Genomic DNA, 24526 nt, shown 5'->3' with positions numbered 1-24526 from the left:
CTGCCTTAGCCCTATTTCCTAGCTACTGCAAGCTTTGGCAGCGCTTTTTCAAAAGGATAGAAAAATGAAAAAATCACTACTTGTTATCGCGTTAACGACTTTATTTGTGTCACAGGTGCAAGCTAACGAAACCAGCACAACCGACCACAGTAAAATGGATCACAGCCAAATGAGCCATGATGTCAAAATGGACCATAACAAAATGGATCATGGTGCAATGACGACCTATACCAAACAAGACAATCAAGAGATGGATCACAGTAAGATGGACCATTCGATGATGGATCATGGCGCAATGGTGTCTAAAGTGGGTATGCCTGCGCCACAAAACCAAGCAAGCCAAACTGTGAAGGTTTCTCTTAGCGATGATATGAAAATTCAATTTGCTCAACCACTGAACATCAAACAAGGTGATATTGTTCATTTTTCTGTAACTAATACAGGGAAAATAGCTCATGAGTTTTCAATTGGCAGCATAGAAGAGCAAGCAAAACATCGCGAAATGATGAAATCGATGCCGGATATGAAGCATGATGATAGTACAACCATTACCGTTGAGCCTGGACAAACTAAAGATATTACTTGGCACTTTATGGGGGAGAAATTTATTGAGTTCGCTTGTAATATTCCAGCCCATTCAGAGCACGGCATGAAGATGAACTACGTTTTACAGTAATCGAACGACAATAGAACAGAAAAAAAGCGCTACGTAATCACTACATAGCGCTTTTTTCTTGCCTGAGATCTAGATCGTTAAGATCTCACAGGTAGATATTTTTTAGGCAGTTACTTGCTCAGTTGCCGCTTGAGTTTCACCACGAATAATGCGAGTTAGCTTAGGGGCAATTAACAGTGTTAATACAGCAATTGCAGCGGTTGAATAACCAATTTTAGCAAACACATCACTATAAATAGTCAGTGTTTGATGAGAGTCAGTAATACCCGCAGGTGCTGTTGTTAATGTTGCTACCCAGCCAGCCACAACCGCAGCTGTTGCCGAAGTTAGGAACCACATACCCATAGCAAAGCCCATCATACGTTGAGGAACTAATTGCGCTACCATCGCCAAACCAAGACCAGACACTAACAGCTCACCAATAGACTGGAAACCGTAACAGATGATCAACCAGTTTGAGCTCATAATCCCTTGTGCATTGGCAAATTTTGCGCCGAAAGTCAGTACCAAGAATGACAAACTACACAGCACCATACCCATCGCAAACTTATAAGGCATAGCAAAACGCTCACCCATATTGTTATACATCATGGCAAGAATAGGACTTGCGATCATGATCCAAAATGGGTTTAGAGCCTGAAACTGCTCTGGCTGAACGGAGATACCAAAAATATTGTGCTCAATATTATGGATAGCAAAAAAGTTAAGTGACGTTGGCATCTGGAAATACAGAACAAAGAACACCACACCTTGCAGCATTAATACAAACGCCACCAGCATCTTTGCTCGCTCTAAACCTGAGATAGAAAAGGCTTCTTTTAGGTATAAGAAAACAATAGAACAACCAACAACAACCAAAATTGCATGAGCATAGAAAAGGTGTTGCAGCAAAATAGCACTAACGAAACTTAACGCAATCGCACCAATAACGACGCCTAAATAGTGCTTTTTATTAACTGGCGCTAGATCAGGTTCTGAACCAACATCCTTCACCATACGGCTACATAACATGAAGTTAACGACTGTGATAATTAAACCAACAGCACTTACACCAAATGCAATGTCGTAACCCATTTTCTCAGCAATCCAAGGCGTTAATAGCATAGAGAAGAATGAGCCTAGGTTAATCGCCATATAGTACATAGTAAATGCACCATCAAGACGAGCATCCCCATCATCATAGACTTTCGCTAATAAACTCGATGGGTTTGCTTTAAATAAGCCATTACCCATAGTGATAAAGCCCATAGCGATATAAATTAAGCTTTCACCACCGAAATTAGCCATCGCTGAAAGACCCAGCAATGCATAGCCTACAGTTAGAACAACGGCACCAAGAGTAATGGTTCTTTTCGTGCCAATAACTTTATCACCAACCCAACCGCCAATTGCAACTGAGCCGTAAACTAATGCCGAAAAAGCACCAAAAAGAACAAAAGATTTTGATTCGGACATGCCCAAAATCTGAACCAAATAAACGGTTAAGATTGCTTGCATACCGTAAAAGCCAAAGCGCTCCCAAAATTCTATTGAAAAGATCAAATAGAACTGCTTCGGCTGCTTGAATACATTCAAGTCAGACATAGTGTGTTTCCTGTAAGCTGTTTTTTAATAAATTTTTTAAGATGTTGTGTATATTTTTTTAAATATATGGTCGAGTTATTTTCTGACCTATGATTTCAAACTACTTTGAATAGGAAACGATTGCATCGAACAAAAATGAAACATTAGATACAATTTATGAAAAAACACTGTATTAATTTAGATAAACAGTAACTTACTCTGACTTAATAGCAGAAAATGGTTATAAAAATAAAAAGCGTTATTTATCTGTTTGTTATTACTAAGACAGATAGCGAATTAAAAATTACATTGACGCAAACGTTTGCTTTAGTTAAATTACCCGCGTTTTTGACCTTTCCCAGAATTATGGATAATTTTATGTTGTTACTAAAACGCGGTTTAGCATTAATCGCTATTCTTTTTTCTTGTCAAATCCTCGCTCAATCACAGCCAATCTTGGTTCAAGGCGCAATGGATATTGAAACGACCACATTAATCAATGCGCTAGATAATAAGAAAGAAACAACCATGGGCTCTTGGACATTTTGGCAAGGAACCATTGCAGGTTATCCCGTCGTTGTTTCCCGTACCGAGGTAGGAATTGCCAATGCAGCAGCGGCAACAACGCTCGCCATTGAACATTTCAAACCAAAATTAATTATTAATCAGGGTACATCTGGCGGTCATGACCCAAGGCTCTACCGTGGTGATATTGTATTGGGAAAAACCAGCTTCAATATGGGTGCTTACCAAGTAAGCTTTAAAGAAAAAGGACAAGGAATCCATCCTGAGAACTGGCAGAACTTTGCCGTAACGATGCGCCTTCGTGAAAATGGTAAGCCTGTAGAGCACAACGAATTTGCAGCCGATAGCCATTTACTGACAGTCGCACAACAACAAGCAGAAAGTTATAACAAAGGAAAAGTAGTAACAGGTATTATTGGTACAGCCGATGAATGGAACCGAGAAGTAGACAGAATTAACTGGTTCCATAACACTTACGGCACCTCGGTGGAAGAAATGGAAACCTCTTCAGCAGCTCTAGTTGCACAAGCTTATAATATACCGTTTATTGGTATCCGAATTTTGTCTAATACGGATCAACACAAACAAGACTTTGATCCTCAGACAGCAGTAGATTGCCAAGAGTTTGTTTTGGGCTATATCAAGACTCTTATTAAGCAATAATAGATTATCTCCTCCCCCTGAGAGACCCTAAATCAATTGTTCCCCAAATGATGGTTTCAAAAAAAGCCAGCTCCTAATATTAGGAACTGGCTTTATTATTTAATGATCGACAGGTTTTGGTTTTTTCTTAAAGAAAAAGATAAATGGAATCAACAATAAGTAAGAAGCCAAAATAAAACCAAAGGTATAAACAAAAGCAAGCAGCGTTGATTGCTGATGTAATAATGCCTGTATATTGGCCATAAAACTTGGATCTGTAATACTGTGCCCCTGTGCTTGTGCAGCTTGTTGTAAAATTGGGTTGGATAGCGTTAAGTCACCACCTAATGCATGCCATTCTCGCTGCTCGGTACGACTAAAATACGTATTTACAATCGATATACCAAACGAACCACCAACTGTACGGCATAAGTTATACACCACAGCCCCACCCACAGTGTACTCTTTCGCTAATGTTGCATAAGCAAGCTGGCTAAGTGGTGAGAATACTAAGCCCATACCCGCACCTTGAATAATACTTGGCAATAAAATCCAATGCAGATCGATATTCATAGAGTATTGCGTCATTAAATACGTACCTAACGCATTCAATAATAATCCCACCACAATCAACATCCGAGCATCAAGACGGTCCATATATCGCGCCATCATCAGCAGAACAATCGCTGATGTTAGTCCGCGCGGAGCCATCACTAAGCCTGTAGTATCCACAGGATAATTTAGCAGTTGTTCGAGCATCATTGGCTGCAGCTGGGTAATACCAAACATACCCATAGCAAACCCGGCCATAACTAAACATGACATCGCTAAGTTACGGTCTTTTAGTAACCAAACCGGTGCTATATCACCTTTGGTCTTAAAGGAGCGAACAACAAAAAAGATCACCGCAATCGCACTGATGATCGCTGAGAATAAGATCAAGTTAGACTCGAACCAACCCTCTTCGTTACCACGGTCTAATACCATTTGCAGCAAGCCGATACCAATAGCCATCGCAATAACAATAGGCCAATCGACCCGACTCTCGCCTCGACCGTCAATTTTAACGAAGAAGAACAACAGCGCTAAACAGAATAGACCCACGGGTAGGTTAACATAGAAGATCCAACGCCAATCCATGTTCTCTGTGATAATACCGCCCAGTGTTGGCCCTAAAATTGGACCTAGCAAGACCCCAACACTGAACAGAGCCATGGCTTTACCCCGTTGTGTAGGCGGGTAGATCTGAACCATAATCGATTGAGATAACGGAATCACCGATGCGCCAAATGCTCCTTGCATCACACGAAAAGTAACCATTTCCGCTAAAGAGTCAGCTTGGCCACACAATGCAGAAGTCACAATAAAGCCACTGATAGAGACCAGAAGTAATTTCCTTACCCCTATCTTAAGCGTTAGATAGCTCGCTAGTGGAATAAAGATCGCTTCCGCCATTGAGTAAGAGGTTAGCACCCAAGTAATTTGCTCAGAGGTTACCCCAAGCGATCCCATCATATGCGGCAAGGCAACGTTGGCGATGGTCATATCCAATAACACCATAATTGCCGATAGCATGACTGCAAAGGTCACCAATGAGCGACTTTTTTCAGACATTTGATCTGCTGCCGATGAGCCTGTTGGTATTTCCACCTCAGCCATGATTACTTACCTTGCTGTGCTACCTGAGCATCATCTGTTTTCGCTAAAGTATCAACCGTTACTGTGGCACTTGCACCAACACGTAAAGGATGCGCTTTATTTTCTTGCTCATTATTCAGTTCGATAAGAACAGGGAAACGTTGTGGTACTTTTACCCAGTTACCAGTTGCGTTCTCAGGAGGTAATAGAGAGAAAGAGGAACCACTTGCAGGTGAAATCGCCGCTATCGTACCGTGGAAATCAATATTTGGGTAAAGGTCCAGTTCAATTGTTGCAGGCATACCAATATGCATACGACCAACCTGATCTTCTTTAAAGTTAGCTTGCACCCAATAAGTATTGGCTTCAACTAATGGCATAAGCGCTTGACCTGGAGCAACCACACTGCCAGGGTGAACACTGACTTTACCTAACTTACCGTCGTGGTCAGCAAAAATATTGGTGTAAGACAGAGATAAACTCGCCTGGCTTAGTGCTGCAGCCGCTTTTTTCACTTCAGGGGCGTCTTTACCTTTTGCACCTTGTGATTTAATCAGCTGGGACATATTGGCACGAGCCGCTTCAACATTGTTTTCCGCTGTTGATAGCTTCGCTTTGGCATCATCCAATTCTTGTTGTGGATACAGTTTCTTATTCACCAAATCTTTAATTCGACGATAAGTACTTTGTGCATCACTTAGCTGAGCCATCGCGGTTTTCACATTCGCACTCGCCGCTAAAATTGCATCGTCAGTTGCGGCGTTATTTTGGGTTGCCAACTCATAAGCAGCTTTTGCTTCATCCAATTGGGCTTGATAAGGCGCTGGATCAATTTGAACTAACAAATCGCCTTTACTTACCGTTTGATAATCGGTCACATTGCTTGAAATGACTTTACCGCTCACCTGTGGTGCCACATAAACAATATTGGCATGAACATAGGCATCATCAGTACTTGGATATTCTTCTTGATGCTTCACATAAAAATAACCCGCAGTAGCCAATCCTGCAGCGATAAGTCCTGTCACAATCAAATTGCGAGCAAAGTGGGATTTTGTTTCATTCATTATAATGACCTAAACGGTTATGCTCTGTCGTAAATGCTCAATCAAAAAGATAGGGGGAAAACGTATGAAAGAGAAAAAACAAAGTCTGTAAATATTATGAAGAGAGATCTATTTCACATTTTTAGTGATATCTTAGTTAAGGATATACCTATTGGCAATTTTGCTAAATCTCTATTTTTCGAATCCTATTTTTTAATTTATTGAAACACTTAGCTATTTTTTGTTTAATCAAAATACTGATACAGACTGTTCTATATTTTTTACTAATGAAGTTTTTCTGCTATTTTGTGCTAACTAGAACTATGTAGATGAGTTATTACTCTATTTGTGACGTAAACAGCCAAAAATTTGCAAATAATATTTGCGTACTCATCCTCAAAACTCTCTTCTGCAGTCCATAAAAGCCAACTGGTCTGTCCAGATACCCTCTCATAAATGCATATACTTTTCCCACCGCAATAAAACACAGTGCATATCATTAATTTTAATACGTCGCTCACATTTCATTGGAGGTCACTATGATCTTACAAAAACTTAAATCAGTCGTATTTGCCCGTAAAACTACAGAGCAGAAACAAGCTGAATTGAAATCTCGACTTGCTTTTGCTATGTCACAAAGCAAACCGAAACAAGACGCTTAGCTTGTCACTCTGGGTTCGTAACAAGGACGTTCCCTATCCCCATGATTCTCTTTATCAACTCGCCTACTCTGACAATTCCATACATTTATCGACATTAATTATGTTGTCGAAATGACGTTTCAGCTTTAACTTACTGCCAATAAAACACAATTCAAATAGGTTATTATGAAGCGTATATTCTCTTGGTTAAGTGCAGCGGCATTTCTATTTTCATCATCCTCTTTTGCTGCAATTAACTTTAATCAAAATATCATTGTCTCAGGTTCCAATAACGGTTCCGTTAACCGCCCTGTATCGGTTTGTGTATTAAACCCATTTACTAAGATCTTTGCCGAAGCTGGGATTACCGAAGCGCAAGCTCGACACAATGTCAGTTTGGCTTGTCAACGAGATCAAGGCAGTAACAGTATTTTTTGTGAAGAGAGTAAGGCTCGTTGTCATCAATCTCAGTTATGGAATGGCGGCCAAACAAGCGGCAATAGTGGTGAATTGATCATTTACAATATGCGTAATCAAGCAGGTAGAACAGTAACCATTACCGACAATATTGCTGATCTTAGTAATGTTCAATTTGATAACACATTAGAATCGTTTGAAATTCCAGTGGGCTGGACGGTTCGATTTTATGAAGATAAGAACTTTTCTGGTGGCTATTACACCCGAACTGCGGGGAAATACAATGCAGATGGCTTTATGAATAAAATCAGTTCGATTCAAATTATGCAGCGTTAATAAAATATTCATCAAAACAACAGCGAGACTTTATGCCTCGCTGCCTGTTTTTTCGACCCAAGTCATTTAACGGATCACATCCAATGTTTATCTTTAATGACTTGGGCTAATTAGAAGAAGCTGGAAAGTAGGAGCAGTAGCCCGCCTCCGATGGTTAGCCATACCATACGATCAAGGTTCATACACACTTGATCAAAATTGGCGTCAAATTCTTTGTCTGCTACTGAAAATGTCATTGGCAATACCGAGCCAGATTTTTCGTCCATATAACTTTCCTTCTTTTTTATCCTTCCAACTAGTTATACCCTCAAGTTCAGTATTTATGCAAGGTACGATTGCGTATTATGCACTCAATTTCTTTAACATTGTCACAACTTTTACTCTCCGATGACAGAATAACAGTAGCCTCAGCCGCTTTTTATGCAGTACCCTCTCCAAAGCATTAACCAAACAAAGATGGACAGGTAATGAAAGCCTTAAACGATCTACAAGTATTTATTGAAGCCAGCCGTATGGGTAGCTTTTCTAAAGTCGCTAATAGCATGGGGATTACACCCGCAGCGGTTAGTGCCGCAATAAAAAGGCTTGAAGAGCAGGTTGGCTTTCCTCTTTTTATTCGCTCAACACGTCACTTGCGTCTAACCAACGAAGGGGAAATTTTCTGTGATAAAGCATCGATGGCTGTCAATATTTTACAAGATGGTTTAGATCAGATTGCCAATGACAGAAATGCCTTTTCAGGAAAGTTACATATCACGGCCCCATCGGATTTTGGTCGCAACCTACTGCTCACTTGGATCGCTGAATTTCAAGAAATCTACCCCGATATCACCATCAAATTAGAGCTATCGGATAAAGTGGCTGATATTTATAGTCAACCTGTTGATATAGCCATTCGGTATGGCCAACCCGCTGACTCAAATTTGGTGGCAATTTCACTTTGTCAGTTAAACGAAGGGATCACTTGCGCCACGCCAGAATACATTGCTGCGAATCCAACCATTACAGAACCTATGGATCTATTAGCACATAACTGTTTGTGCTTTATGGTTGCCGATACGCTGTATAACAAGTGGCAATTTAGCTGTGAGAATCGTAGTGAGATTGTGCATGTATCGGGAAATATGACAGGCAATGATAGCGATATGATTCACCGCTTAGCGTTAAAAGGAAAAGGGATCATACATACATCGTTGATGGATTTGAGTGAAGATATTATCGCTGGACGCTTAGTGCCTATATTCCCTCAATGGCGTGGGTTTTCAGCACCACTTTATATGGTTTGCGCCGACCGCAGATTATTAAATCCAACCATCCGCAAGTTTCAAGAATTCATTAAAGAAAAATGCTGCCAGCAACGACAACGAGTACTGACAGCATTAGGCAATGAACAAGTTACTGATTAATTTACAATACCCAAGCGATCAGAAAAACTTGGGTATTAAGCCTATCTACATCCTATAAATAAGCGATAAGTGTGATTAGCACTCAGTGAAAACGCGCGTTTCTTCCCAACGAGATTTTGGTAGTTTCGCGTTAAAATCTTCTTCGCTATGGAAACCAAGAGGCACAACAACTAAGCTCTTGAAGCCTTTCTCTTTTAAGCCAAACTCAGCATCAAGTACGTCGGCATCAAAACCTTCAATTGGCACAGCATCAATATCCATCGCAGCAGCACCAAGTAATAGAGTACCAACGTTTAGATAAACCTGTTTTTCCATCCAAGCTTGTACATCATGAAGCTGTTCTAGGTGCATATTTACAAAGAAAGAGCGACCTGTGTGCATACCTTGCTTTGCTTCTTCATTAGCAAAACGGCCTGCTTTATCTTCAGATTCTAATAGCTCTAGTAAGTATTGCTCATCAATGTCTGTTTTAGCACAAAAAACCAATACATGTGATGCATCTAATGCTTTGCGCTCGTTAAATACGTACGGGCCTTGCATTGATTTTGCAATTTTAGCTTTACCTTCATCGGTACTCGCTAAAATGAAGTGCCAAGGCTGAGAGTTAACACTTGATGCGCTTACTCGTACCAACTCTTTAAGGTCAGCAACTTGTTTGTCTGTTAGTTTGCGTGATGCATCAAATGCTTTAGTTGAATAACGAGCTTCTGCAGCTGAAACAATACTCATGGCTGTCTCCAATATTTATTATTTATATCTATCTATACCTAAGTGACTTCAAGCTCCTAAGCGACTTCAAGATGCGTGGTTACTTGGAAGAGACGCCCTCAAACTTATTTAGATAAAAACACTTGGGTATATATTCATGCGATGGGGCTCACAATACATGGCTCATTGTTTAAAGAAAAGCGGCATTCATTTAAATCTTTTTCAATTTTTTTTTGAAAATCGCTCACTTTTGTACTCTCTTTCTGTTTCCACTCGTCATTAGCACAATGTCAGCTAACCTATAAACATATACCTAAGTCGACCCAATATATTAAGCCTCTTGGGTATATATGCCTTTTTAGTTAAGATGGATGAGATAAAAATTTAAAATAAAATCAAAATCTTATAGATATTCTTATAAAGTGAATAAAATGAAGAATCTCAATAAAACCATAATAAAAAATATTCGACTGTTTAATATGTTACGCATTCTTATTTCGTGCGTTATTGCATACACCATCGCAATGTTTTTTCATATCCCTTACATCGCATGGGCTCCTATCACCATCATAGTGGTAATGGCTGCAAACTATTCAGGGGCAATTTCACATAAAGCGAGCCAACGAATTTCGGGCACATTTTTAGGCGCTCTTTTAGGTTTATCGCTCTATTTACTACCAGAAACCGACAAAATCCTGCACTACACGCTATTACTTTCTATGCTCGCGGTTACGCTCTTTTTTACCTTAGGAAAGTACTCTTATGGCGCTATTTTAGCCTCTGTAACTTTAGTGCTTGTCGCAGGTAATGGTCCTGGCGATCTCACTATTGCACTGTGGCGTACTGTCAATGTGTTATGGGGTGGATTACTTGCCATCTTAGCCAGTAAATTCTTATTTCCAGCCAGAGCCAGTTATCATTTTAAAATACTTAGCGGTGACTACCTTGAACAATTTCATCTTGTTTATAGCCAACACAACCAACTGGCCCACCAGCAAGAAGAACACGAACCAATCAACCTTGCACCTTTAAACGCCATCTTAAAGCAACTCTCAGGCCTAGAAGGTAGCATTAAACATGAAACACCCAATCAAGGTAATTGCACCAAAAAACTGATCCAATGTTATGAACGCATGTTTAGTTTGCTGGAAAACATTACGCAGACCCCCTGGAGTCACCAATATGGTCATCGTAAGATCCAAGAATTAGACGGTTTATTTGAAGCTAAAGAGCAACTTTCAGGCTGTATTGAGACCTTAGCAGAACACATTAGTAGTGAAGCTGTACTGCCTTATGTTTTACAGCAAAAGGATTTAGAAATATTGGCACTCTTTCCAACCATTGCAGGCAGTAAAGAACCGAGAACCGATATCAGTTTCTATAGCTATTTATGGCTTAACCGAGAATTGGCTCGTAAATTAGTAATGGTGACAGAATATATTGAGGCCGAATCGAAATTGAGTAAATAAAACGGTAACTTATGTTTTAAATAAAAGCTCATTACGAACAATTCTATATTCCATATAATAAACTGGTTATTACTGCCGCATTGTCGTATACCCCAGTGATTATTGCAGAACCTCACATACTGAAATTATTTGGGTATATTTATTACGATTTAGGCGAATCTTGCTCTTTCCTTACTAGGATCTTCTGATGAAAATTAGTCATACCACTCAAAAACACGCTATTTGGCTCATCTCAAGTCTGATTGTGGTCAATATTGTGGTTTGGATTACAGCAATTTTCGCCTTTTATCAGCACCCTGGCATGTTAGGAATGTCTTTGCTTGCATGGTCGCTTGGATTACGCCATGCGGTTGATGCCGACCATATTGCCGCCATTGACACCACAACCCGTAAAATGATGGAGCAAGGAAAAGAGCCGATTGCCATTGGTACCTTTTTCTCTCTAGGCCATTCCACCATTGTTATGTTAGCCGCAGCCGCAATTGCGGTTACCGTGGGTACTTTTAAAGATAAAATTCCCTATATCAGTAATATTGGTGGCACCATAGGCACCAGTGTTTCGATTCTGTTTTTATTAATAATGGCTTATATCAACCTTACCATTTTTATTTCAGTTTATAAGAAATTTAATCTTTATAAAAAGAACCAACAGATTGATAAAACAGAATTAGATATTCAATTATCAGGTCCATTAAATAAACTGTTTCATTTTTCGTTTAAATTTATTAATAAAAGCTGGCACATGTATTTTGTCGGTTTTCTTTTTGGTTTAGGTTTTGATACCGCAACAGAAATTACCTTACTTGCCCTGTCTGCAACTAATGCTTCGCAAGGTATGGATATCTGGCTCATTATGATTTTCCCAATACTCTTTACCGCTGGAATGTCGTTGATTGATACCTTAGATAATTTGGTAATGGTTGGTGCTTACGGCTGGGCATTTTCAAAACCCTCACGAAAACTCTATTACAATATGACGATTACTGGTGTTTCGGTGATTGTAGCCTTAATGATTGGTGGTCTAGAAGCACTGAGCGCCCTTGCCTCTTCACTTCAACTGCAAGGCCCTATCTGGGATAGCATCAACAATATGACGGATCATTTTGGTATGGTAGGTATTGCGGTTATCATTACCTTTATCGCTTGCTGGTTGATATCCATTGCCAACTATAAAATTAAAGGTTACGACAAACTGGATGCACCGCTGGCTGAGTAGCTCTTAAACAACGCAACAGACTAACGGCGCTGACACGATGTACATCCTCGACAAGCAGAGCGAGTATGGGGATCGAGTCGGCCTCGTTGAATCTTACAATAGGCATTTTTTAGAGCGCGTCTTGCTGAAAACCAGTCATCGGGCTTTTGAATAAGTAGATAACCATTGAAGCGTTTCATCAGTGGAATTCGATATTCATCAATAAAGCGACTATCAAATTCAATCTCAAAATATTCCAGAGCTTGTTCGATAGAAGTAAAACTCGCAATTTTTTGCTGAATATCTGTTTGGCTCATCACAATCACAGTCAATATCGAGTAAAAACGGGCTTCACCTTAACGTAAAAAAGAGATAATTCAAACTCTCTATCTCCCTTTTTTACTGTGATAATGATACTGTACTGAACAGTGTGATGATTAATCGATTTAGGTAGAACGATATGCGTGCATCAACCGTAGAAAAAAAGAAAAGAATAATAGAGGTCGCAACAGAGCTCTTTATTGAACATGGATATAAAGATACCTCGCTTGATCAAATCGTTGCCATGTGTGGTGGCTCTAAACAAACTTTATACCGCTATTTTGGCAATAAAGAAGGGTTATTAACCGAAGTAATGGCTTATCACACTAGTGTAAGTCTTGAAGAAGCATTCAAATTATCCGACAGCCAACATTTAAACGTTGCTGAGGCATTAGAAGGATTTGGCTTAAAATATATTAAAGGATTATGTGCAGACCCGCTGCTTAGTCTATTTCGAATTGTGGCTGCCGATTTTCACAAAAACCAATCGGTCACCGAAAGCTTTTGGCAGCGTGGTCCACAAAGAATTCATGGTTATCTGATTGAATACTTACAATCTGATGCAGTACAACAACAATTATCGATCACCAATCCACAACTTGCCTGTGCTCAGTTGCTGGCACTGATAAAATTAGATTATCAAACCACAGCCATGTTGGGGCACGAACTGCCTGATGACAACGAATTAAAAATCGCTATTACTCAAGCAGTCGCCGCGTTTATCTCTTTGTATAAAAAAGTTTAATGTTCTGCTGCTTCTTTTTGCTTGGCCGCCATTTTCTTACCCACAATTAAGATTGGGGCCAAGATACAAATAGCAATCACGAACATAATTAATGAATTGTTTAATGTTAGGGTCATAACCTGTTGCTGAACCACACCACTCATGTAATTTGACCCCATTGCTTGAGACGGTAAATGACCATTTGTTAAGAAGGCATTATTTAATGTTGCCTGATAATGCGTTACCGTATTACTAAACGCGGTTACATTACTATTTACCTGATTGATCGCTTGCGCACTTTCGATGTGAATAAAATGGCTGAAAAAAGCGCCCCCTATCAGCCCCCCCACCGTTCTAAATAGATAAAAACAACTGATCCCTTCTAATTGCTCTTCGCGGGTAAAATACATTAACACTGCAATAGAAACTGAGACATTCAATAAGCCAATCCCAAACCCACGTAATAATAGCGGAATGGTCAATTGCTCAGGACTAACATAACTCGGCATAAAGCTTATCTTGATACTGGAGATTAAAATAAGTAAAACGCCAATCGGTACAATTTTATCACTTAAAGCGGGTTTATGATTACTAACCCAGACACTGACGGCCATTCCTAATAACATAGTAATAACGGCAGGCAGTTTTGTTTCGCCTGTTACTAATGCATTATAATGTAAGGCCTTTTCTAAGAAGCTATCACATAATACATTGCTCGACATCACCGCAAATCCAGCTAAAAATGCGTTATACATGTAAACATTGGTATTGAGTTTACTCAGTACTTGCTGCGTTACCGTCTTTTGTTTTCGCTGCATGATGAATAAAACAATCGTTAGCGCTAATACTGCCGATAAAACAACCAAGTCTAAATATATTGGGTTATCGAGCCAATTATAATAACTGCCTCTCATCAGCAAATAAGTGACTAGGCTAAAAAAACTAAGGCTCAGCAAATAGATAAAGTGATTAGACTTAGGCTTGGCAACAAAAATACGATTACTCGGTGGGTAAACCACAAGCCAAATTAGCGCAATAGCATAACTCCAGATCTGAAACACAATAAACATCTGCCATGAGAAATGTTCAAGTATTTCCGCCATCAGCCAAGAGTACATTCCCATCGGTAATAAGGTCGTAAAAACCAAAGCGCCTGCAATAAAAATCGGCAATTGTTTTCGAGGACAAGTATCGAGAATCAATAAATTAACCGAAACTAAAATGACACTGAGAACAAAACCATTGATGGCCCATAACATCGAACTCATAATAATGGTATGTGAAACATAAAGTCCAATATTGACCAATAATGCGCAACACACCGCGGCGGTTAATGAAACTGTCACACCTTTCATTCGAACTAAGCGTGGAGTTAAAACTAATCCCGCTATTTGAGCTGCCATAAATATAATTTTTATGACGCTCAACTCATCAGCCGACGCTCCAATAGAGACAGCCATTTCGCTGGCTGCACCAGAAAACATCTCAGAATTTAAGCCAAACGGAACAAACGTAAAAACAATGCAGATGATCAAGCCAACATAACGAAACATAAGCTTAGCTCCTACGACTGAGTCACTACAGTCACTTCAGCTGATAAGCCTGGGTAGACTTTGTGCTCTAATGCTTTAGGGATCGTAATATCAATGCGAACGGGAACTCGCTGTACCACTTTCACAAAATTCCCCGTCGCATTTTGTGCCGGTAACAAGCTAAATTGAGCGCCTGTCGCGGGAGTAATAGAGTCTACTTTTCCTGTTAATACCGTATCGGGATATCCATCCAATACCACATCAACGGTTTGACCCACCGAGATCGCTTTAAGCTGAGTTTCTTTAAAATTCGCCTCAACCCAAACTTTACTTGGCACCATCACAATAACCCCCATCCCCGGTTGTACGTATTTACCTACCTGTACCTGACGGCTGGCAATATAACCATCAAACGGCGCTTTAATTACAGTGCGTTGTAATGAGATAGCATTCAGTTTTAGTTTGGCTTGAGCTTGTTGTACCTGCGCAATTAACTGTTGTTTTTCAGTATGTAACGTTTCTAATAATTTCTGTTCAGAGGTCAGTAACAATTGAGCGGATTTTAATTTTGCGTTCGCATCAATGGTTGTAGAACGCTGCGCTTCATAATGGTTCTCGCTGATCATTTTAGGCTTTAGCAAGCGAGCAAAACGTTTCAGCTCTGCATTTTGATGTTTTGCATTGGCATCGGCACTGACAATATTTTGTTTTGCTTGCTCAATTTTCACCTTCTGCATATCAATACGTGTTTGATTATTTTTTAGTGCCGCTTGAGCTACCTCGACAGCTGCCTGAGATATCTGATAATTAGCTTCATAGTCGGCATTATCAATTGAAAACAATGGTGTGCCTTGCTTTACCCATTGGTTATCTTTCACATGAATGGCCATTACCTGACCGCCAACTTCAGGCGAAATAGCGGTAACATCGGCATGCACATACGCGTTATCAGTCGATTCTTCGTTTTGAGACTCTATATAACGATAACCTGCAACCGTTGCTAAAATAATACAAATAAAAACAATGACTTTCTTTTTCATAGTTTAAAACACCTATATCAATACGCCACAAATCGTACTGTACGGTACAGTTTGAGTAAAGAGTTTTTTCATGTAAGGGGATTAGCTATAGGCAGGAAAGTTGTGGGTTTAGAGCAAAATAAAGATGATAAGAAATTGATCTTCTGAGTGTTTATACTGTTGCGATAAAGAAGAAAGATATTGATGAAATGAGTAAATACAATATCTCCGCTACTGCATTTTATTTACTGCTGCTTAACTTGCTTCCGACTTATAAAACCAATAGTCTTGTCTGGTTACTTCTAACTCATTGAATCGTTATGACTCATTCGCATTGCTTTGTCTTACAACATGACACCCCTATTTCTTTCTACCCTGAGAAAAATCAGTTGATGATTGATGGTGAGGCGATTCATTTAGAGCCATTGCAAGCGCGACTGCTCAGTTATTTTATCGAGAACCGAGGAAAGGTACTGAGTGCCCAGCAAATCGCAACCAACGTCTGGCAAAGAACGCAAGTTTCCGACAACTTAGTAAGACAAGTTATCAGCTTACTGCGCAGCCAACTTCAAGATAAATCGCGTCCATATCGCATCATTCAAACCATTCCCAAACAAGGGTACCTGTTTGATATTGAAGTAACTAAAGAGTACTCACCTATCATTGAAGAGGCCGTATTTCCTACAACTTTTGCTGCAAAGTCCAAAAACAAGAGTTTGATTGTCGCTATGGCGGCAGTCTTGACAGTTGGACTGATTGGCGCTTGGGCAATACAAAATGATGGCACTTCTGATGATACAGCAGTGATAGCGACGCATCAGAGTGACATGATTCCAGTTTATATTCATGATATTACGCTCAACTCCACCAGTGACTTTGAAATGGCGGAAAGCGTGTATAACTATCTCTTCTATGGACTAAATTCAGCTAAAAGCCTATCTGGTTATCACTATTCTCAATTGTCTAATCAAAGTAAACAGTCAATTGCTAACCACGGAATTGAGCTCAAAAGTTGGATTAAGAAAACAGATGATAATTATGTGCTTAGTGTTTTAGTACAAAATAATCATCAACCAAGCCAGAACCAAAAAATAGAAAAGACGTTTAACCAAGATACTTTCTTCGATGCTATTGGCGATGTAATTTTAGAAATCAAAGCCATCATTGCACCTATGAGTTCCAATTATGAAGTGACAAGCCATCGTGTAACTTCCATTAGTAACTATGATGATTGGAAAGTAATCTCTGAAGGGATTTCTCTTTTCTATCAAGGTAAAGGTGGTCCCGCTTTTTCAGATATTGCTCAGCAGCTAAATACGATTCAACAACAAGGACGAGACAACTATTTGGTCAGTGCTTTATTGTCTTACTCTGAATCTTTAACTTACTTACATGAACATAAACAAGCAGATCGAAAACAAGCACTTCACTTAGCTAAGCAGGCGTTCGAACTGAACCCACGTTGTGATATTGCCAACCTCACTTTGGGGCTTGCTTTATTGATCAATCAACATCCGAATCAAGCTTTCCCATATTTATTTTACGCAGCAGAAAGCACACCAAGCCCAATCAGTTTTTACTTACTCAGCGTGGCTGACAAACTGGCAGATAACCCAAAAGGCTCGCAATATAATTACCAACGTTATACTGAGATGAAAAAAGAATCTAAGGGACAACTATTTGATCTTATTGAATCTTCACAAAAAACAAACCTATTCCAAACACCCAAATAGTCTCAAACAAACTGAAATAAAGGATTGCTGTTCCCGCCTATTGTTAAGTCGGTATTTCTAATGCTGACACGCTAACGGGATGTTTGATTTTTGTTTAGAGTCTGACTCCCTTGTCTTGCATCAAACGTTAGAAAAGTGCCTTCCACATACTTGTAAACCAAATTATTCATTTTTTGGGATACACACATGTTGAAGAAGTTTGCTTTTCAGATCATTCCAATCCAGATTTTTTTATTCGTTTTTTGGTTCAAAAATGGCTTTATCGATAAAGTAATGGGCGTATTGCTTGGCATGATTACGCCAGAGACCGCATATACAGGCGATACTTGGGCTGGTTGGAAGGGCTATATAGTTGGAACTTGGGATAAAAGCCAAGTCGGTCATACTTTGTTAAGCCCAACATTCGATTTTATGTTTCCGATTCTTATTATCTTACAATGCTTACCATTTTTATTAGTAATTCGCTCGGTGCTGGCAGGTGAGTTTATGGTTGGAAAAAAGCGACCATGGCTACTCTATGCCGCTTTTTCATCTCTTTTTGTGACGGGTTGTATGGCTTTTACCCAAACTATTACGGGTGCAAGTGATGGGCAGTATCTATGGCAATTTATTGGCTTTAGCATGGTTGCCATCATGTACCTACGTAACGAACAAGGTAAATAACATTACGTCAAAAGCCCCAAGCAAATGGGGCTTTTCATCTAACAATTTATTGTTTGGGTGTTACTGGTAATTCAACCGATTTAAGTTATGGCTAAAAACTAGAACTGATAACGACTGGTTAGCATAAAGGTTGCTGCATTGGCTTGGCTATCGGCGTAGTAATCAACTCCCGCACCAATATGTAACTGCTGCCAAATACGGTAATCCACACCAACGCTTGCAATAACACCAAACTCATTATTTTTCTTATTTTCGCCACCAGCACGATTTACGTTATGCTCGATATCATCATTGGTGATCAGTTCGTATTCGTCACTTGAACCAGAACGGTAATCATATTGCGTATAAGTTAGACCAAGGCCAGTCTTTAGTTCTACTCGATCGGTCAATGCATAAAAATAAACAGGTTTTAAAGTGATTTGGCTGACTTTTAAATCCGCATCCCATTCGCGCTCGTGACGAAAACCATCAACATTACCCATAAATTGACTTGATGAACCATCTAGCTCATCAAAATGGCGGTAGCCTAGTTCAAGACCAAATGCGTCCCAACGGTAGCCAACATAACCATTTAGAACCATGCCTGAATCATCTGGTGATACGGTCTTATTATCGGCGCTAAAGTGAGTTTGGTAATCGTGACTGAAAGTTGATAGACCTAAATCCAGTCCAACATAAGGTGCAGCCATTGCAGATGATGATGTGCATAGCAGAGCGGCTAGAAGGTGCTTTTTCATGGAAATCCTTATTCTTTTTATATCTGTTTAGTGATTTATGGCGAAGAATAAAGGATGAGATGTGAAGTGTTCGTGAAGGTGAGATGTAAAATCAGGGGGTTAATACTATAAAAGGTGGTGACCTAATATCACCACCTGTTGGGTAACTGTGCTATAGCTTTCGTCCTAGACGCTTTTCGACCTGCTTGCGTTCCCATTCTGGGCTAAATAAATTAAAGACTTTGAAAGCATTGATACCATGGATCACGATACCAATTCCCCACCCCATCGCAGGCCACCATGCCCAAATATAACTAGGATCGGTCCATAGGTTGATGGCAAATAGCATTGCTATCACACACACATAGGATAATAGGTTTTGGTAGAATGATTTGATCTCTTGTACTTGAGCTAAAACTTGTTTTTCTTCTAGCGTTAATAGGCTATCACTGTTCATTTCTGGTTCCTTTTGAAGATGTTCAACGTTAACTTCAAAAACAGCAGCTAATGATTTCAGGCTTTCTAACCCTGCATTTTGTCCTTTCTCAATACGCTGAATTGTCCTAACGCTTACGCCACTTAATTGCGACAACTGCTCTTGAGACCAACCTCGTTGCAATCTTAACTTTCTGATAATCATTTCAAACTCCCTGTGCTGTTTACCGATAAACTAGCAGAAACCGTATGATGACAGTGACGACAAACACCTGACATTTACCCGACACCTATTATTTTTCAATCACATAGTAATTTAGGCAAAAAATAAGTTGGGTCTTCTTGCTCTGTAACAAGTGATGAAATGCCATCAAGCAGCAAGGTGCAATGTATGGTTTAGGGTAGGTGCAAGGACTATAAGTTAGCAAAAATAGATTTGAGGTTTTTGAAATCTATCGCAAAGAGAGGTGTGGTTTGTAACGTGTAGCATTTTTACTATGCATTGGTCTAAATAGTATGAATTGGCATTAATCTGAGTGTACCTAGAAGATGTCGTAAAAATACCCGATAACGGATTATTCATCTACCTCCATAGTGGTTTACAGATATTGCCGTTTTCAATTTAGAATCTTCCTCTATGTAGCTCATTTTTGTCTAAAAAAGATTTAGTTAAAGGCTCTATAAAAAAAGCTACCCAAAGGTAGCTTTTTCTTCTAGCTATTGCTTAAAATGACTTTCTCATACTCAGCGCGAAGTTGAACATAAGGCTCACGTTGCAATAAACGGTTGCCTCCTAACTCAATGATATGAGCCCCCTGTTTGTAGGAGGATAAGGCATCGTTGTCCATAGCGCATAAAATAACTTGATAGCCATTAGGGATATTCTCAGTGACAACATCCATGACTTGCTCATATCGATGCTTTGCCTGTTCTTGTTGGTTAGGAGTATCAATAACAAATGGAGCTAGTTGGCAATGATTAGCATGATTAATCTGGCGAAGAATAGCTAGCTGATAGGCTAGTGTACCTCGAGTACCTTCTGCTGCACCGCCACCTAGGATCTTTTTATAATCCATCGGTGCATTGACACCATTTAGGTTAATCCCAGTAGCTGATAATGCGTTGATGCTTTCGACTAAGTTGCCCATAAATAGCTCGTTCAGCTCGTCCTTATCTTTCTTCTTAACAAGCTTACGTTGCTCTTTTTTTATATCTTTTTGCTTTTCTTTAGCATGTTGAGATTGAAGCAGATAGCTTTCTTTTTTCTGAACAACGTTACTGTTGACTTTCTTTTGAGAAATGACATAAAGCGCCTGCTCAAACGCCTGTTGTTCATTAGATTCCTCTTCAGGAGTATCCTCTTTTAAGTACTTTTCATTGATTCGCTCGATTTCAGAGGTTACAAAATTCAACTCTTCGGTTAACTCTGTACGTTGTCGATATTTATCTTCAAGTGCAATCTTAATGCTACTTACTTGTTGCTCTAAGCCTTCCTTATCAGCTAAAAGCCCCGCACGACTTAACAGGGAGTTATCGTGTTCAACACCACATAAAGGACACTCTAAAGAATCTGATGGTACGTTTTCTACTGCGAAAATGTAATCTTCATCGAGCTCTCTTGCAGAAGTGCTAGCGATAAGATGTTGTTGTTCTAAATCATGGATTTCATTTGCTAGTGATGATTGCTGTTCAAACAACTTTGATTGGTGGGCTGAAAACGCTGTTAATTCTTTTTCAATCTCCTGTTGAATAGATTCTAATTCCGCTTGAGTAAAAGCAATAGTCTGCTCCGGAACCACCTCGTCAAGGACACTCATGGCATCTGTAATACGACTTACTTGTTGATTAGCTTCTTGTTCTATAGCTTTTTGCGCAAATACATCTTCTTCGAGCTCAAAGTGCTCACTTGATAAGTAACCACAAAAGTACTTGATTAAGGTTTTTTTGAAATTACTATATTGGCCAAGCCCTTCAAACCCATTCCATGGTTCATCCCAACTTTTCTTTTGGTCGATGTAGAATGGTAGGAAGTAAAAAGCAGGAGGTGGGCAATCAAGACCATTATTCCTATTTGCGAGCATAAGATCAAAACCAACTTCTTCAGCAAAATCTTCCGCAAATTGACCTGTTACTTTAGAGTACTTCGCTAATACAGTACCTTTACGGCCAAAATAAATGCCATCTGTGTAGCGGCTAACAATGTACTCCTGTTGATTTACTTTAAAATACAAGATGGCTTTAACGTCATTTGATTTCCATTCTTCATCAAAGAGAGGCTCGCAACCAATGGCCCAGAATAGATTCTTTACTAGCGTTGATTTGCCAATACTATTATCGCTTCCGGTAACGAGATTGAGTCTCTTCGGAAACGTGAATTGATTTGCCAGTCTTTTCGAATCGGACAGCAGAACTAGACGTTGAAATTGCAAGCCTTTCATTTTTGTGTTTCCTAAGATTTCTAATTAATAACTTGTAATTATTTTGCATCATTAAGCCTTTAATAAGCAGTAGATGACTTCTAGCAACAGTTCATCTTGGTCATTAGCCTTCACAAGTAAGCCATCTTCGATAGCTTGTTTTCTTAGAGCTTCAAGATAAGTAATATCGTCATCATAGTTATTTTCATCGACCTTGATATGAGATTGTTTAAACATGTGCGTAATCTCAATATCTAGTGCGCTCATAAATCCTGCTCTTCGTAGTGCTAGTAAAGCCAGTTTACTTTTGAAAGTGCGCTTTTGTTTTGCCTTCCAACCTAAATCTCTTGCTAAGTCATCAAAGGCACTTTTTAAATCATCGACACATGGGTGAGTTGTATGCTGAGTGAGCACGTTATGTACTTCAGAGGAAGTGAGAGACTTTTTCTCGATAAGTCTTGCCCAATCTTTATAGTCATACTCTACGCGGCCAATTCGTCCCATCTCATCAACGACAGAGCGATAAATGTTTACAGGGTTGCAAAATGCTCCGGGGAACAGCACATTTACGAGACGTGCGAAGTGGGACAAAACATAATCTTCCTGATTCTTTAACTGTATATCAGGGACAATAAACTGTAAGTGCTCAGGTAGCACTTTAATTCCTAGTTCATTATCAATATGCTGAGTCAAACTTGCCAAATCACTTTCAGCAATATCGCCAACCTTGATCACGTCTAGTTTCAGCCCTTTATCAAGGTTTAGGTTAAACCCGCTTGAGGAGACCAATCCAATAGTTGTAATTCGGTCTTCATAATTTGTATTGATGCAAGAGCTAAGTAACTTACCGAGAACAGAGTTCTTAAAAGTATTATTCGCTCCTTTTTTTCTACTAGTAAGAGAAGTTGGCGTATACTTAACTATCTGGTTTTTTACTTGGTAAAATTCAAATTGAGCTTTATCTGCATCTAAACTATCAGCAATTACAACATCTTCATGATGCTCAATTAGTAATGCATATTCTTTCTTATCCCTGTGCTTCTTTATGATCTCACACAATGCCCAATGAAATTGGAAATTATACTTACCAAAGGTACTTGCCCCTGCGGATTCTCGCTGAGCTTCTGCGAGTGGATTGTCTGCCATATAACCTAAACCAACTAAAAGCGATTTGTACTTCGAAAGCACATGTTAGCATGCAACATACATCAACATCACATTATCTATTTGAACTAGTTCATAAATTTAAAAATCACCTTTTCAAAAGCACACGTTCTCTTGGATTATTCAGTAGGCTTTAGGTTTATGTTCTTATCTGAAAAATTGTTGTTTAATGCGAATAAACTAGCTCACTTATGATCATCAAAAGAAACATACCAAAACAAACCTAACGCACCTTTAAAGTAATCAAATAAGCCTCAAGCAATGCCCAGAATATTATACACAGATTCAAGTTGTAGATATATTAAGATATTTATTAATGGTATTGAATTTACGAAGGTCACAAAAGAACAAAACCTGAAGATGTCATATATCACTAGCTGGAAACAACAAATTACCCCCCCCTAGTGAACATAACCCAAAACGTGTCATTTATCGTACATCATTGTGATTTATAGAATTTACTATTCTAAATATAGGCACTTTGTATTTTAGATATCCCTCAATAACAGTTTATTAGTTGAGTTGTTTCACCGCCCTACACTTAGGAAAGGTTGAACACCCCCAAAACTGTTTACCTATATTTTCACCACGCTTAGTTTCACGCAACACCATTTCAGAGCCGCAACGGGGACACTGATTTGAGCTAACTTTAGATGCGACAATTTCTTTGACATGATTGCGATGCTTTAAATCCGTAATAACTCCGCGCTTTAACTTTATCTGATTTATAGAGTCAGTTAACCGAGCATAATCCTTATCAGAGAACACTACATTATTAAATTGCTGAATGTATCGAATACTTCCTCGAGCATAGGTAACGTTTGGAGGCATTTCGGTTTTAAAGGTACTATCGCCGATGAAAACAATAACTGAATGTAAGTAATCTGCACTGCAACCTAGCAAGGTTTCCAGCGCTTTGATGTGCTTGTAATTCTGATGTAGCGGATTTTGAAATTTAGAGGAATGACGATAAATCTTTTGTGTCCACAGCTTCTGGCGAGCCGAACCAAATATCCAACCTTTCATGTTCTTAGTTTCAACAACAAAGATGCCATATTTAGAAACCACAATATGATCAACTTGAGTTGTACCATCGCTAGTTGGTAAGGTTACGTCTTTTATTAGTGTGTAATCAGACTCTGGTAATTTAGACAAAAGACGGTTTACGAGATATTCACCGAATATACCTTTTAGCCACCTACTTTTGAAAACACTAACAATGAGCAATAAAGGTAGCAGATACCAAACTTGCTCAAGAACATTAATAAAAACTTCAAAAATATTCACAGATTTTCCCTATTCAGCTAATGCTCGACTAAAGGGTGAGCAACGCAATACCAATGCCTCGCATACCAAAACGTCACGCGGAATGAATCCCTATTGAGCTCCTTATTATGTGAATTTTTTCACTGCAATCAATACACACACCCATAAAACTCAATGACTTGATTGCCTAGAGCGTGACCAACATTGTAAATCTTAACCATGCCTCCACGATAAACAAACTCGTTCCAATGTTTCTGCTGTATATCGTAGTAAT

23 protein-coding genes are annotated in these 24526 nt (G+C 39.2%); 10 read left to right on the top strand and 13 right to left on the bottom strand.

Features of this window, described 5'->3' with window-relative positions:
• The first annotated feature begins 64 nt into the window (after window positions 1-64).
• The gene (locus WAX86_RS04715) at window positions 65-676 is read left to right on the top strand and encodes a copper-binding protein (protein WP_341489183.1); all 612 of its coding nucleotides are present in this window, start codon (window positions 65-67) and stop codon (window positions 674-676) included.
• Window positions 677-778: 102 nt separating this feature from the next.
• Here the strand turns inward: WAX86_RS04715 and dtpA are convergent, their stop codons facing one another.
• Window positions 779-2260 carry a dipeptide/tripeptide permease DtpA gene (gene dtpA, locus WAX86_RS04710; protein ID WP_065170201.1) on the bottom strand — a complete coding sequence of 494 codons (1482 nt, stop codon included), beginning with the start codon at window positions 2258-2260 and terminating at the stop codon, window positions 779-781.
• 357 nt (window positions 2261-2617) lie between these two features.
• Between dtpA and WAX86_RS04705 the strand changes: the two genes are divergently transcribed.
• Complete coding sequence (locus tag WAX86_RS04705) at window positions 2618-3427, top strand: 5'-methylthioadenosine/S-adenosylhomocysteine nucleosidase (protein WP_148109753.1); 810 nt, start codon at window positions 2618-2620, stop codon at window positions 3425-3427.
• 99 nt (window positions 3428-3526) lie between these two features.
• Here the strand turns inward: WAX86_RS04705 and WAX86_RS04700 are convergent, their stop codons facing one another.
• Together WAX86_RS04700 and WAX86_RS04695 are read right to left on the bottom strand one after the other, a co-directional pair.
• Window positions 3527-5065 carry a DHA2 family efflux MFS transporter permease subunit gene (locus tag WAX86_RS04700; RefSeq protein ID WP_065170200.1) on the bottom strand — a complete coding sequence of 513 codons (1539 nt, stop codon included), beginning with the start codon at window positions 5063-5065 and terminating at the stop codon, window positions 3527-3529.
• 2 nt (window positions 5066-5067) lie between these two features.
• Entirely contained in the window at window positions 5068-6111 is a 1044-nt protein-coding gene (locus WAX86_RS04695) for an HlyD family secretion protein (protein WP_065170199.1), read from the bottom strand.
• Window positions 6112-6629: 518 nt separating this feature from the next.
• Between WAX86_RS04695 and WAX86_RS04690 the strand changes: the two genes are divergently transcribed.
• Together WAX86_RS04690 and WAX86_RS04685 are read left to right on the top strand one after the other, a co-directional pair.
• Window positions 6630-6752: a hypothetical protein gene (locus WAX86_RS04690; protein ID WP_255199328.1), complete on the top strand. Its 123-nt coding sequence runs from the start codon at window positions 6630-6632 to the stop codon at window positions 6750-6752.
• A gap of 165 nt (window positions 6753-6917) precedes the next feature.
• Window positions 6918-7484 (top strand): beta/gamma crystallin-related protein, encoded by a 567-nt coding sequence (locus WAX86_RS04685; RefSeq protein ID WP_341489182.1) that lies wholly within the window; start codon window positions 6918-6920, stop codon window positions 7482-7484.
• A gap of 110 nt (window positions 7485-7594) precedes the next feature.
• On the opposite strand, the gene WAX86_RS04680 is transcribed toward WAX86_RS04685, so the two are convergent.
• Complete coding sequence (locus tag WAX86_RS04680) at window positions 7595-7750, bottom strand: hypothetical protein (protein WP_153274597.1); 156 nt, start codon at window positions 7748-7750, stop codon at window positions 7595-7597.
• A 201-nt stretch (window positions 7751-7951) separates the two neighbouring features.
• On the opposite strand from WAX86_RS04680, the gene WAX86_RS04675 reads away from it, so the two are divergent.
• Window positions 7952-8890 carry a LysR family transcriptional regulator gene (locus WAX86_RS04675; RefSeq protein ID WP_044176193.1) on the top strand — a complete coding sequence of 313 codons (939 nt, stop codon included), beginning with the start codon at window positions 7952-7954 and terminating at the stop codon, window positions 8888-8890.
• 75 nt (window positions 8891-8965) lie between these two features.
• Here WAX86_RS04675 and WAX86_RS04670 read toward each other — a convergent pair whose 3' ends face one another.
• Window positions 8966-9619, bottom strand: a complete 654-nt coding sequence (locus WAX86_RS04670; RefSeq protein ID WP_005300298.1) for an oxygen-insensitive NAD(P)H-dependent nitroreductase NfsB — start codon at window positions 9617-9619, stop codon at window positions 8966-8968.
• A 410-nt stretch (window positions 9620-10029) separates the two neighbouring features.
• Here WAX86_RS04670 and WAX86_RS04665 point away from each other — a divergent pair, with 410 nt between their 5' ends.
• Together WAX86_RS04665 and WAX86_RS04660 are read left to right on the top strand one after the other, a co-directional pair.
• Window positions 10030-11067, top strand: coding sequence for an FUSC family protein (locus tag WAX86_RS04665; RefSeq protein ID WP_237029389.1), 1038 nt, complete (start codon window positions 10030-10032; stop codon window positions 11065-11067).
• A 187-nt stretch (window positions 11068-11254) separates the two neighbouring features.
• On the top strand, window positions 11255-12283 hold the full coding sequence (locus WAX86_RS04660; protein WP_341489181.1) for a HoxN/HupN/NixA family nickel/cobalt transporter: 1029 nt from the start codon (window positions 11255-11257) through the stop codon (window positions 12281-12283).
• Window positions 12284-12303: 20 nt separating this feature from the next.
• On the opposite strand, the gene WAX86_RS04655 is transcribed toward WAX86_RS04660, so the two are convergent.
• Window positions 12304-12579, bottom strand: a complete 276-nt coding sequence (locus WAX86_RS04655; RefSeq protein ID WP_068945988.1) for a nitrogenase-stabilizing/protective protein NifW — start codon at window positions 12577-12579, stop codon at window positions 12304-12306.
• 143 nt (window positions 12580-12722) lie between these two features.
• Here WAX86_RS04655 and WAX86_RS04650 point away from each other — a divergent pair, with 143 nt between their 5' ends.
• The gene (locus tag WAX86_RS04650; protein ID WP_068967940.1) at window positions 12723-13328 is read left to right on the top strand and encodes a TetR/AcrR family transcriptional regulator; all 606 of its coding nucleotides are present in this window, start codon (window positions 12723-12725) and stop codon (window positions 13326-13328) included.
• Here WAX86_RS04650 and WAX86_RS04645 read toward each other — a convergent pair.
• Entirely contained in the window at window positions 13325-14860 is a 1536-nt protein-coding gene (locus WAX86_RS04645; protein ID WP_341489180.1) for an MFS transporter, read from the bottom strand. The two genes, WAX86_RS04650 and WAX86_RS04645, sit on opposite strands and share 4 nt — an antisense overlap.
• Window positions 14861-14871: 11 nt before the next feature.
• Complete coding sequence (locus WAX86_RS04640) at window positions 14872-15879, bottom strand: HlyD family secretion protein (RefSeq protein WP_341489179.1); 1008 nt, start codon at window positions 15877-15879, stop codon at window positions 14872-14874.
• A gap of 299 nt (window positions 15880-16178) precedes the next feature.
• Here WAX86_RS04640 and WAX86_RS04635 point away from each other — a divergent pair, with 299 nt between their 5' ends.
• Both WAX86_RS04635 and WAX86_RS04630 read left to right on the top strand, forming a co-directional pair.
• The gene (locus WAX86_RS04635) at window positions 16179-17591 is read left to right on the top strand and encodes a winged helix-turn-helix domain-containing protein (protein WP_341489178.1); all 1413 of its coding nucleotides are present in this window, start codon (window positions 16179-16181) and stop codon (window positions 17589-17591) included.
• 186 nt (window positions 17592-17777) lie between these two features.
• A complete protein-coding gene (locus WAX86_RS04630) occupies window positions 17778-18254 on the top strand; it encodes a hypothetical protein (protein ID WP_341489177.1) in 477 nt (158 codons plus the stop codon).
• A gap of 98 nt (window positions 18255-18352) precedes the next feature.
• Here WAX86_RS04630 and WAX86_RS04625 read toward each other — a convergent pair whose 3' ends face one another.
• The 5 genes from WAX86_RS04625 to WAX86_RS04605 form a co-directional block, all read right to left on the bottom strand.
• Window positions 18353-18991, bottom strand: a complete 639-nt coding sequence (locus WAX86_RS04625) for an AcfA family outer membrane beta-barrel protein (RefSeq protein WP_151182244.1) — start codon at window positions 18989-18991, stop codon at window positions 18353-18355.
• Between the two features lie 151 nt (window positions 18992-19142).
• Window positions 19143-19610, bottom strand: coding sequence for a 2TM domain-containing protein (locus WAX86_RS04620; RefSeq protein ID WP_065170188.1), 468 nt, complete (start codon window positions 19608-19610; stop codon window positions 19143-19145).
• 508 nt (window positions 19611-20118) lie between these two features.
• Window positions 20119-21843, bottom strand: coding sequence for a hypothetical protein (locus tag WAX86_RS04615; protein ID WP_068967935.1), 1725 nt, complete (start codon window positions 21841-21843; stop codon window positions 20119-20121).
• 51 nt (window positions 21844-21894) lie between these two features.
• A complete protein-coding gene (locus WAX86_RS04610; RefSeq protein WP_341489176.1) occupies window positions 21895-22968 on the bottom strand; it encodes a DUF4297 domain-containing protein in 1074 nt (357 codons plus the stop codon).
• A gap of 531 nt (window positions 22969-23499) precedes the next feature.
• Window positions 23500-24273 carry an NERD domain-containing protein gene (locus tag WAX86_RS04605; RefSeq protein ID WP_341489175.1) on the bottom strand — a complete coding sequence of 258 codons (774 nt, stop codon included), beginning with the start codon at window positions 24271-24273 and terminating at the stop codon, window positions 23500-23502.
• Window positions 24274-24526 lie beyond the last annotated feature (253 nt).

Source organism: Photobacterium damselae subsp. damselae (genome assembly GCF_038086725.1).
GTDB classification, from domain to species: domain Bacteria; phylum Pseudomonadota; class Gammaproteobacteria; order Enterobacterales; family Vibrionaceae; genus Photobacterium; species Photobacterium damselae.
This window is presented reverse-complemented; position numbering and strand designations above follow the sequence as displayed.

Coding starts and splice junctions, on each gene's coding strand:
- WAX86_RS04715 (WP_341489183.1), top strand. CDS start 65: ATGAAAAAATCACTACTTGTTATCGCGTTAACGACTTTATTTGTGTCA.
- dtpA (WP_065170201.1), bottom strand. CDS start 2,260: ATGTCTGACTTGAATGTATTCAAGCAGCCGAAGCAGTTCTATTTGATC.
- WAX86_RS04705 (WP_148109753.1), top strand. CDS start 2,618: ATGTTGTTACTAAAACGCGGTTTAGCATTAATCGCTATTCTTTTTTCT.
- WAX86_RS04700 (WP_065170200.1), bottom strand. CDS start 5,065: ATGGCTGAGGTGGAAATACCAACAGGCTCATCGGCAGCAGATCAAATG.
- WAX86_RS04695 (WP_065170199.1), bottom strand. CDS start 6,111: ATGAATGAAACAAAATCCCACTTTGCTCGCAATTTGATTGTGACAGGA.
- WAX86_RS04690 (WP_255199328.1), top strand. CDS start 6,630: ATGATCTTACAAAAACTTAAATCAGTCGTATTTGCCCGTAAAACTACA.
- WAX86_RS04685 (WP_341489182.1), top strand. CDS start 6,918: ATGAAGCGTATATTCTCTTGGTTAAGTGCAGCGGCATTTCTATTTTCA.
- WAX86_RS04680 (WP_153274597.1), bottom strand. CDS start 7,750: ATGGACGAAAAATCTGGCTCGGTATTGCCAATGACATTTTCAGTAGCA.
- WAX86_RS04675 (WP_044176193.1), top strand. CDS start 7,952: ATGAAAGCCTTAAACGATCTACAAGTATTTATTGAAGCCAGCCGTATG.
- WAX86_RS04670 (WP_005300298.1), bottom strand. CDS start 9,619: ATGAGTATTGTTTCAGCTGCAGAAGCTCGTTATTCAACTAAAGCATTT.
- WAX86_RS04665 (WP_237029389.1), top strand. CDS start 10,030: ATGAAGAATCTCAATAAAACCATAATAAAAAATATTCGACTGTTTAAT.
- WAX86_RS04660 (WP_341489181.1), top strand. CDS start 11,255: ATGAAAATTAGTCATACCACTCAAAAACACGCTATTTGGCTCATCTCA.
- WAX86_RS04655 (WP_068945988.1), bottom strand. CDS start 12,579: ATGAGCCAAACAGATATTCAGCAAAAAATTGCGAGTTTTACTTCTATC.
- WAX86_RS04650 (WP_068967940.1), top strand. CDS start 12,723: ATGCGTGCATCAACCGTAGAAAAAAAGAAAAGAATAATAGAGGTCGCA.
- WAX86_RS04645 (WP_341489180.1), bottom strand. CDS start 14,860: ATGTTTCGTTATGTTGGCTTGATCATCTGCATTGTTTTTACGTTTGTT.
- WAX86_RS04640 (WP_341489179.1), bottom strand. CDS start 15,879: ATGAAAAAGAAAGTCATTGTTTTTATTTGTATTATTTTAGCAACGGTT.
- WAX86_RS04635 (WP_341489178.1), top strand. CDS start 16,179: ATGACTCATTCGCATTGCTTTGTCTTACAACATGACACCCCTATTTCT.
- WAX86_RS04630 (WP_341489177.1), top strand. CDS start 17,778: ATGTTGAAGAAGTTTGCTTTTCAGATCATTCCAATCCAGATTTTTTTA.
- WAX86_RS04625 (WP_151182244.1), bottom strand. CDS start 18,991: ATGAAAAAGCACCTTCTAGCCGCTCTGCTATGCACATCATCATCTGCA.
- WAX86_RS04620 (WP_065170188.1), bottom strand. CDS start 19,610: ATGATTATCAGAAAGTTAAGATTGCAACGAGGTTGGTCTCAAGAGCAG.
- WAX86_RS04615 (WP_068967935.1), bottom strand. CDS start 21,843: ATGAAAGGCTTGCAATTTCAACGTCTAGTTCTGCTGTCCGATTCGAAA.
- WAX86_RS04610 (WP_341489176.1), bottom strand. CDS start 22,968: ATGGCAGACAATCCACTCGCAGAAGCTCAGCGAGAATCCGCAGGGGCA.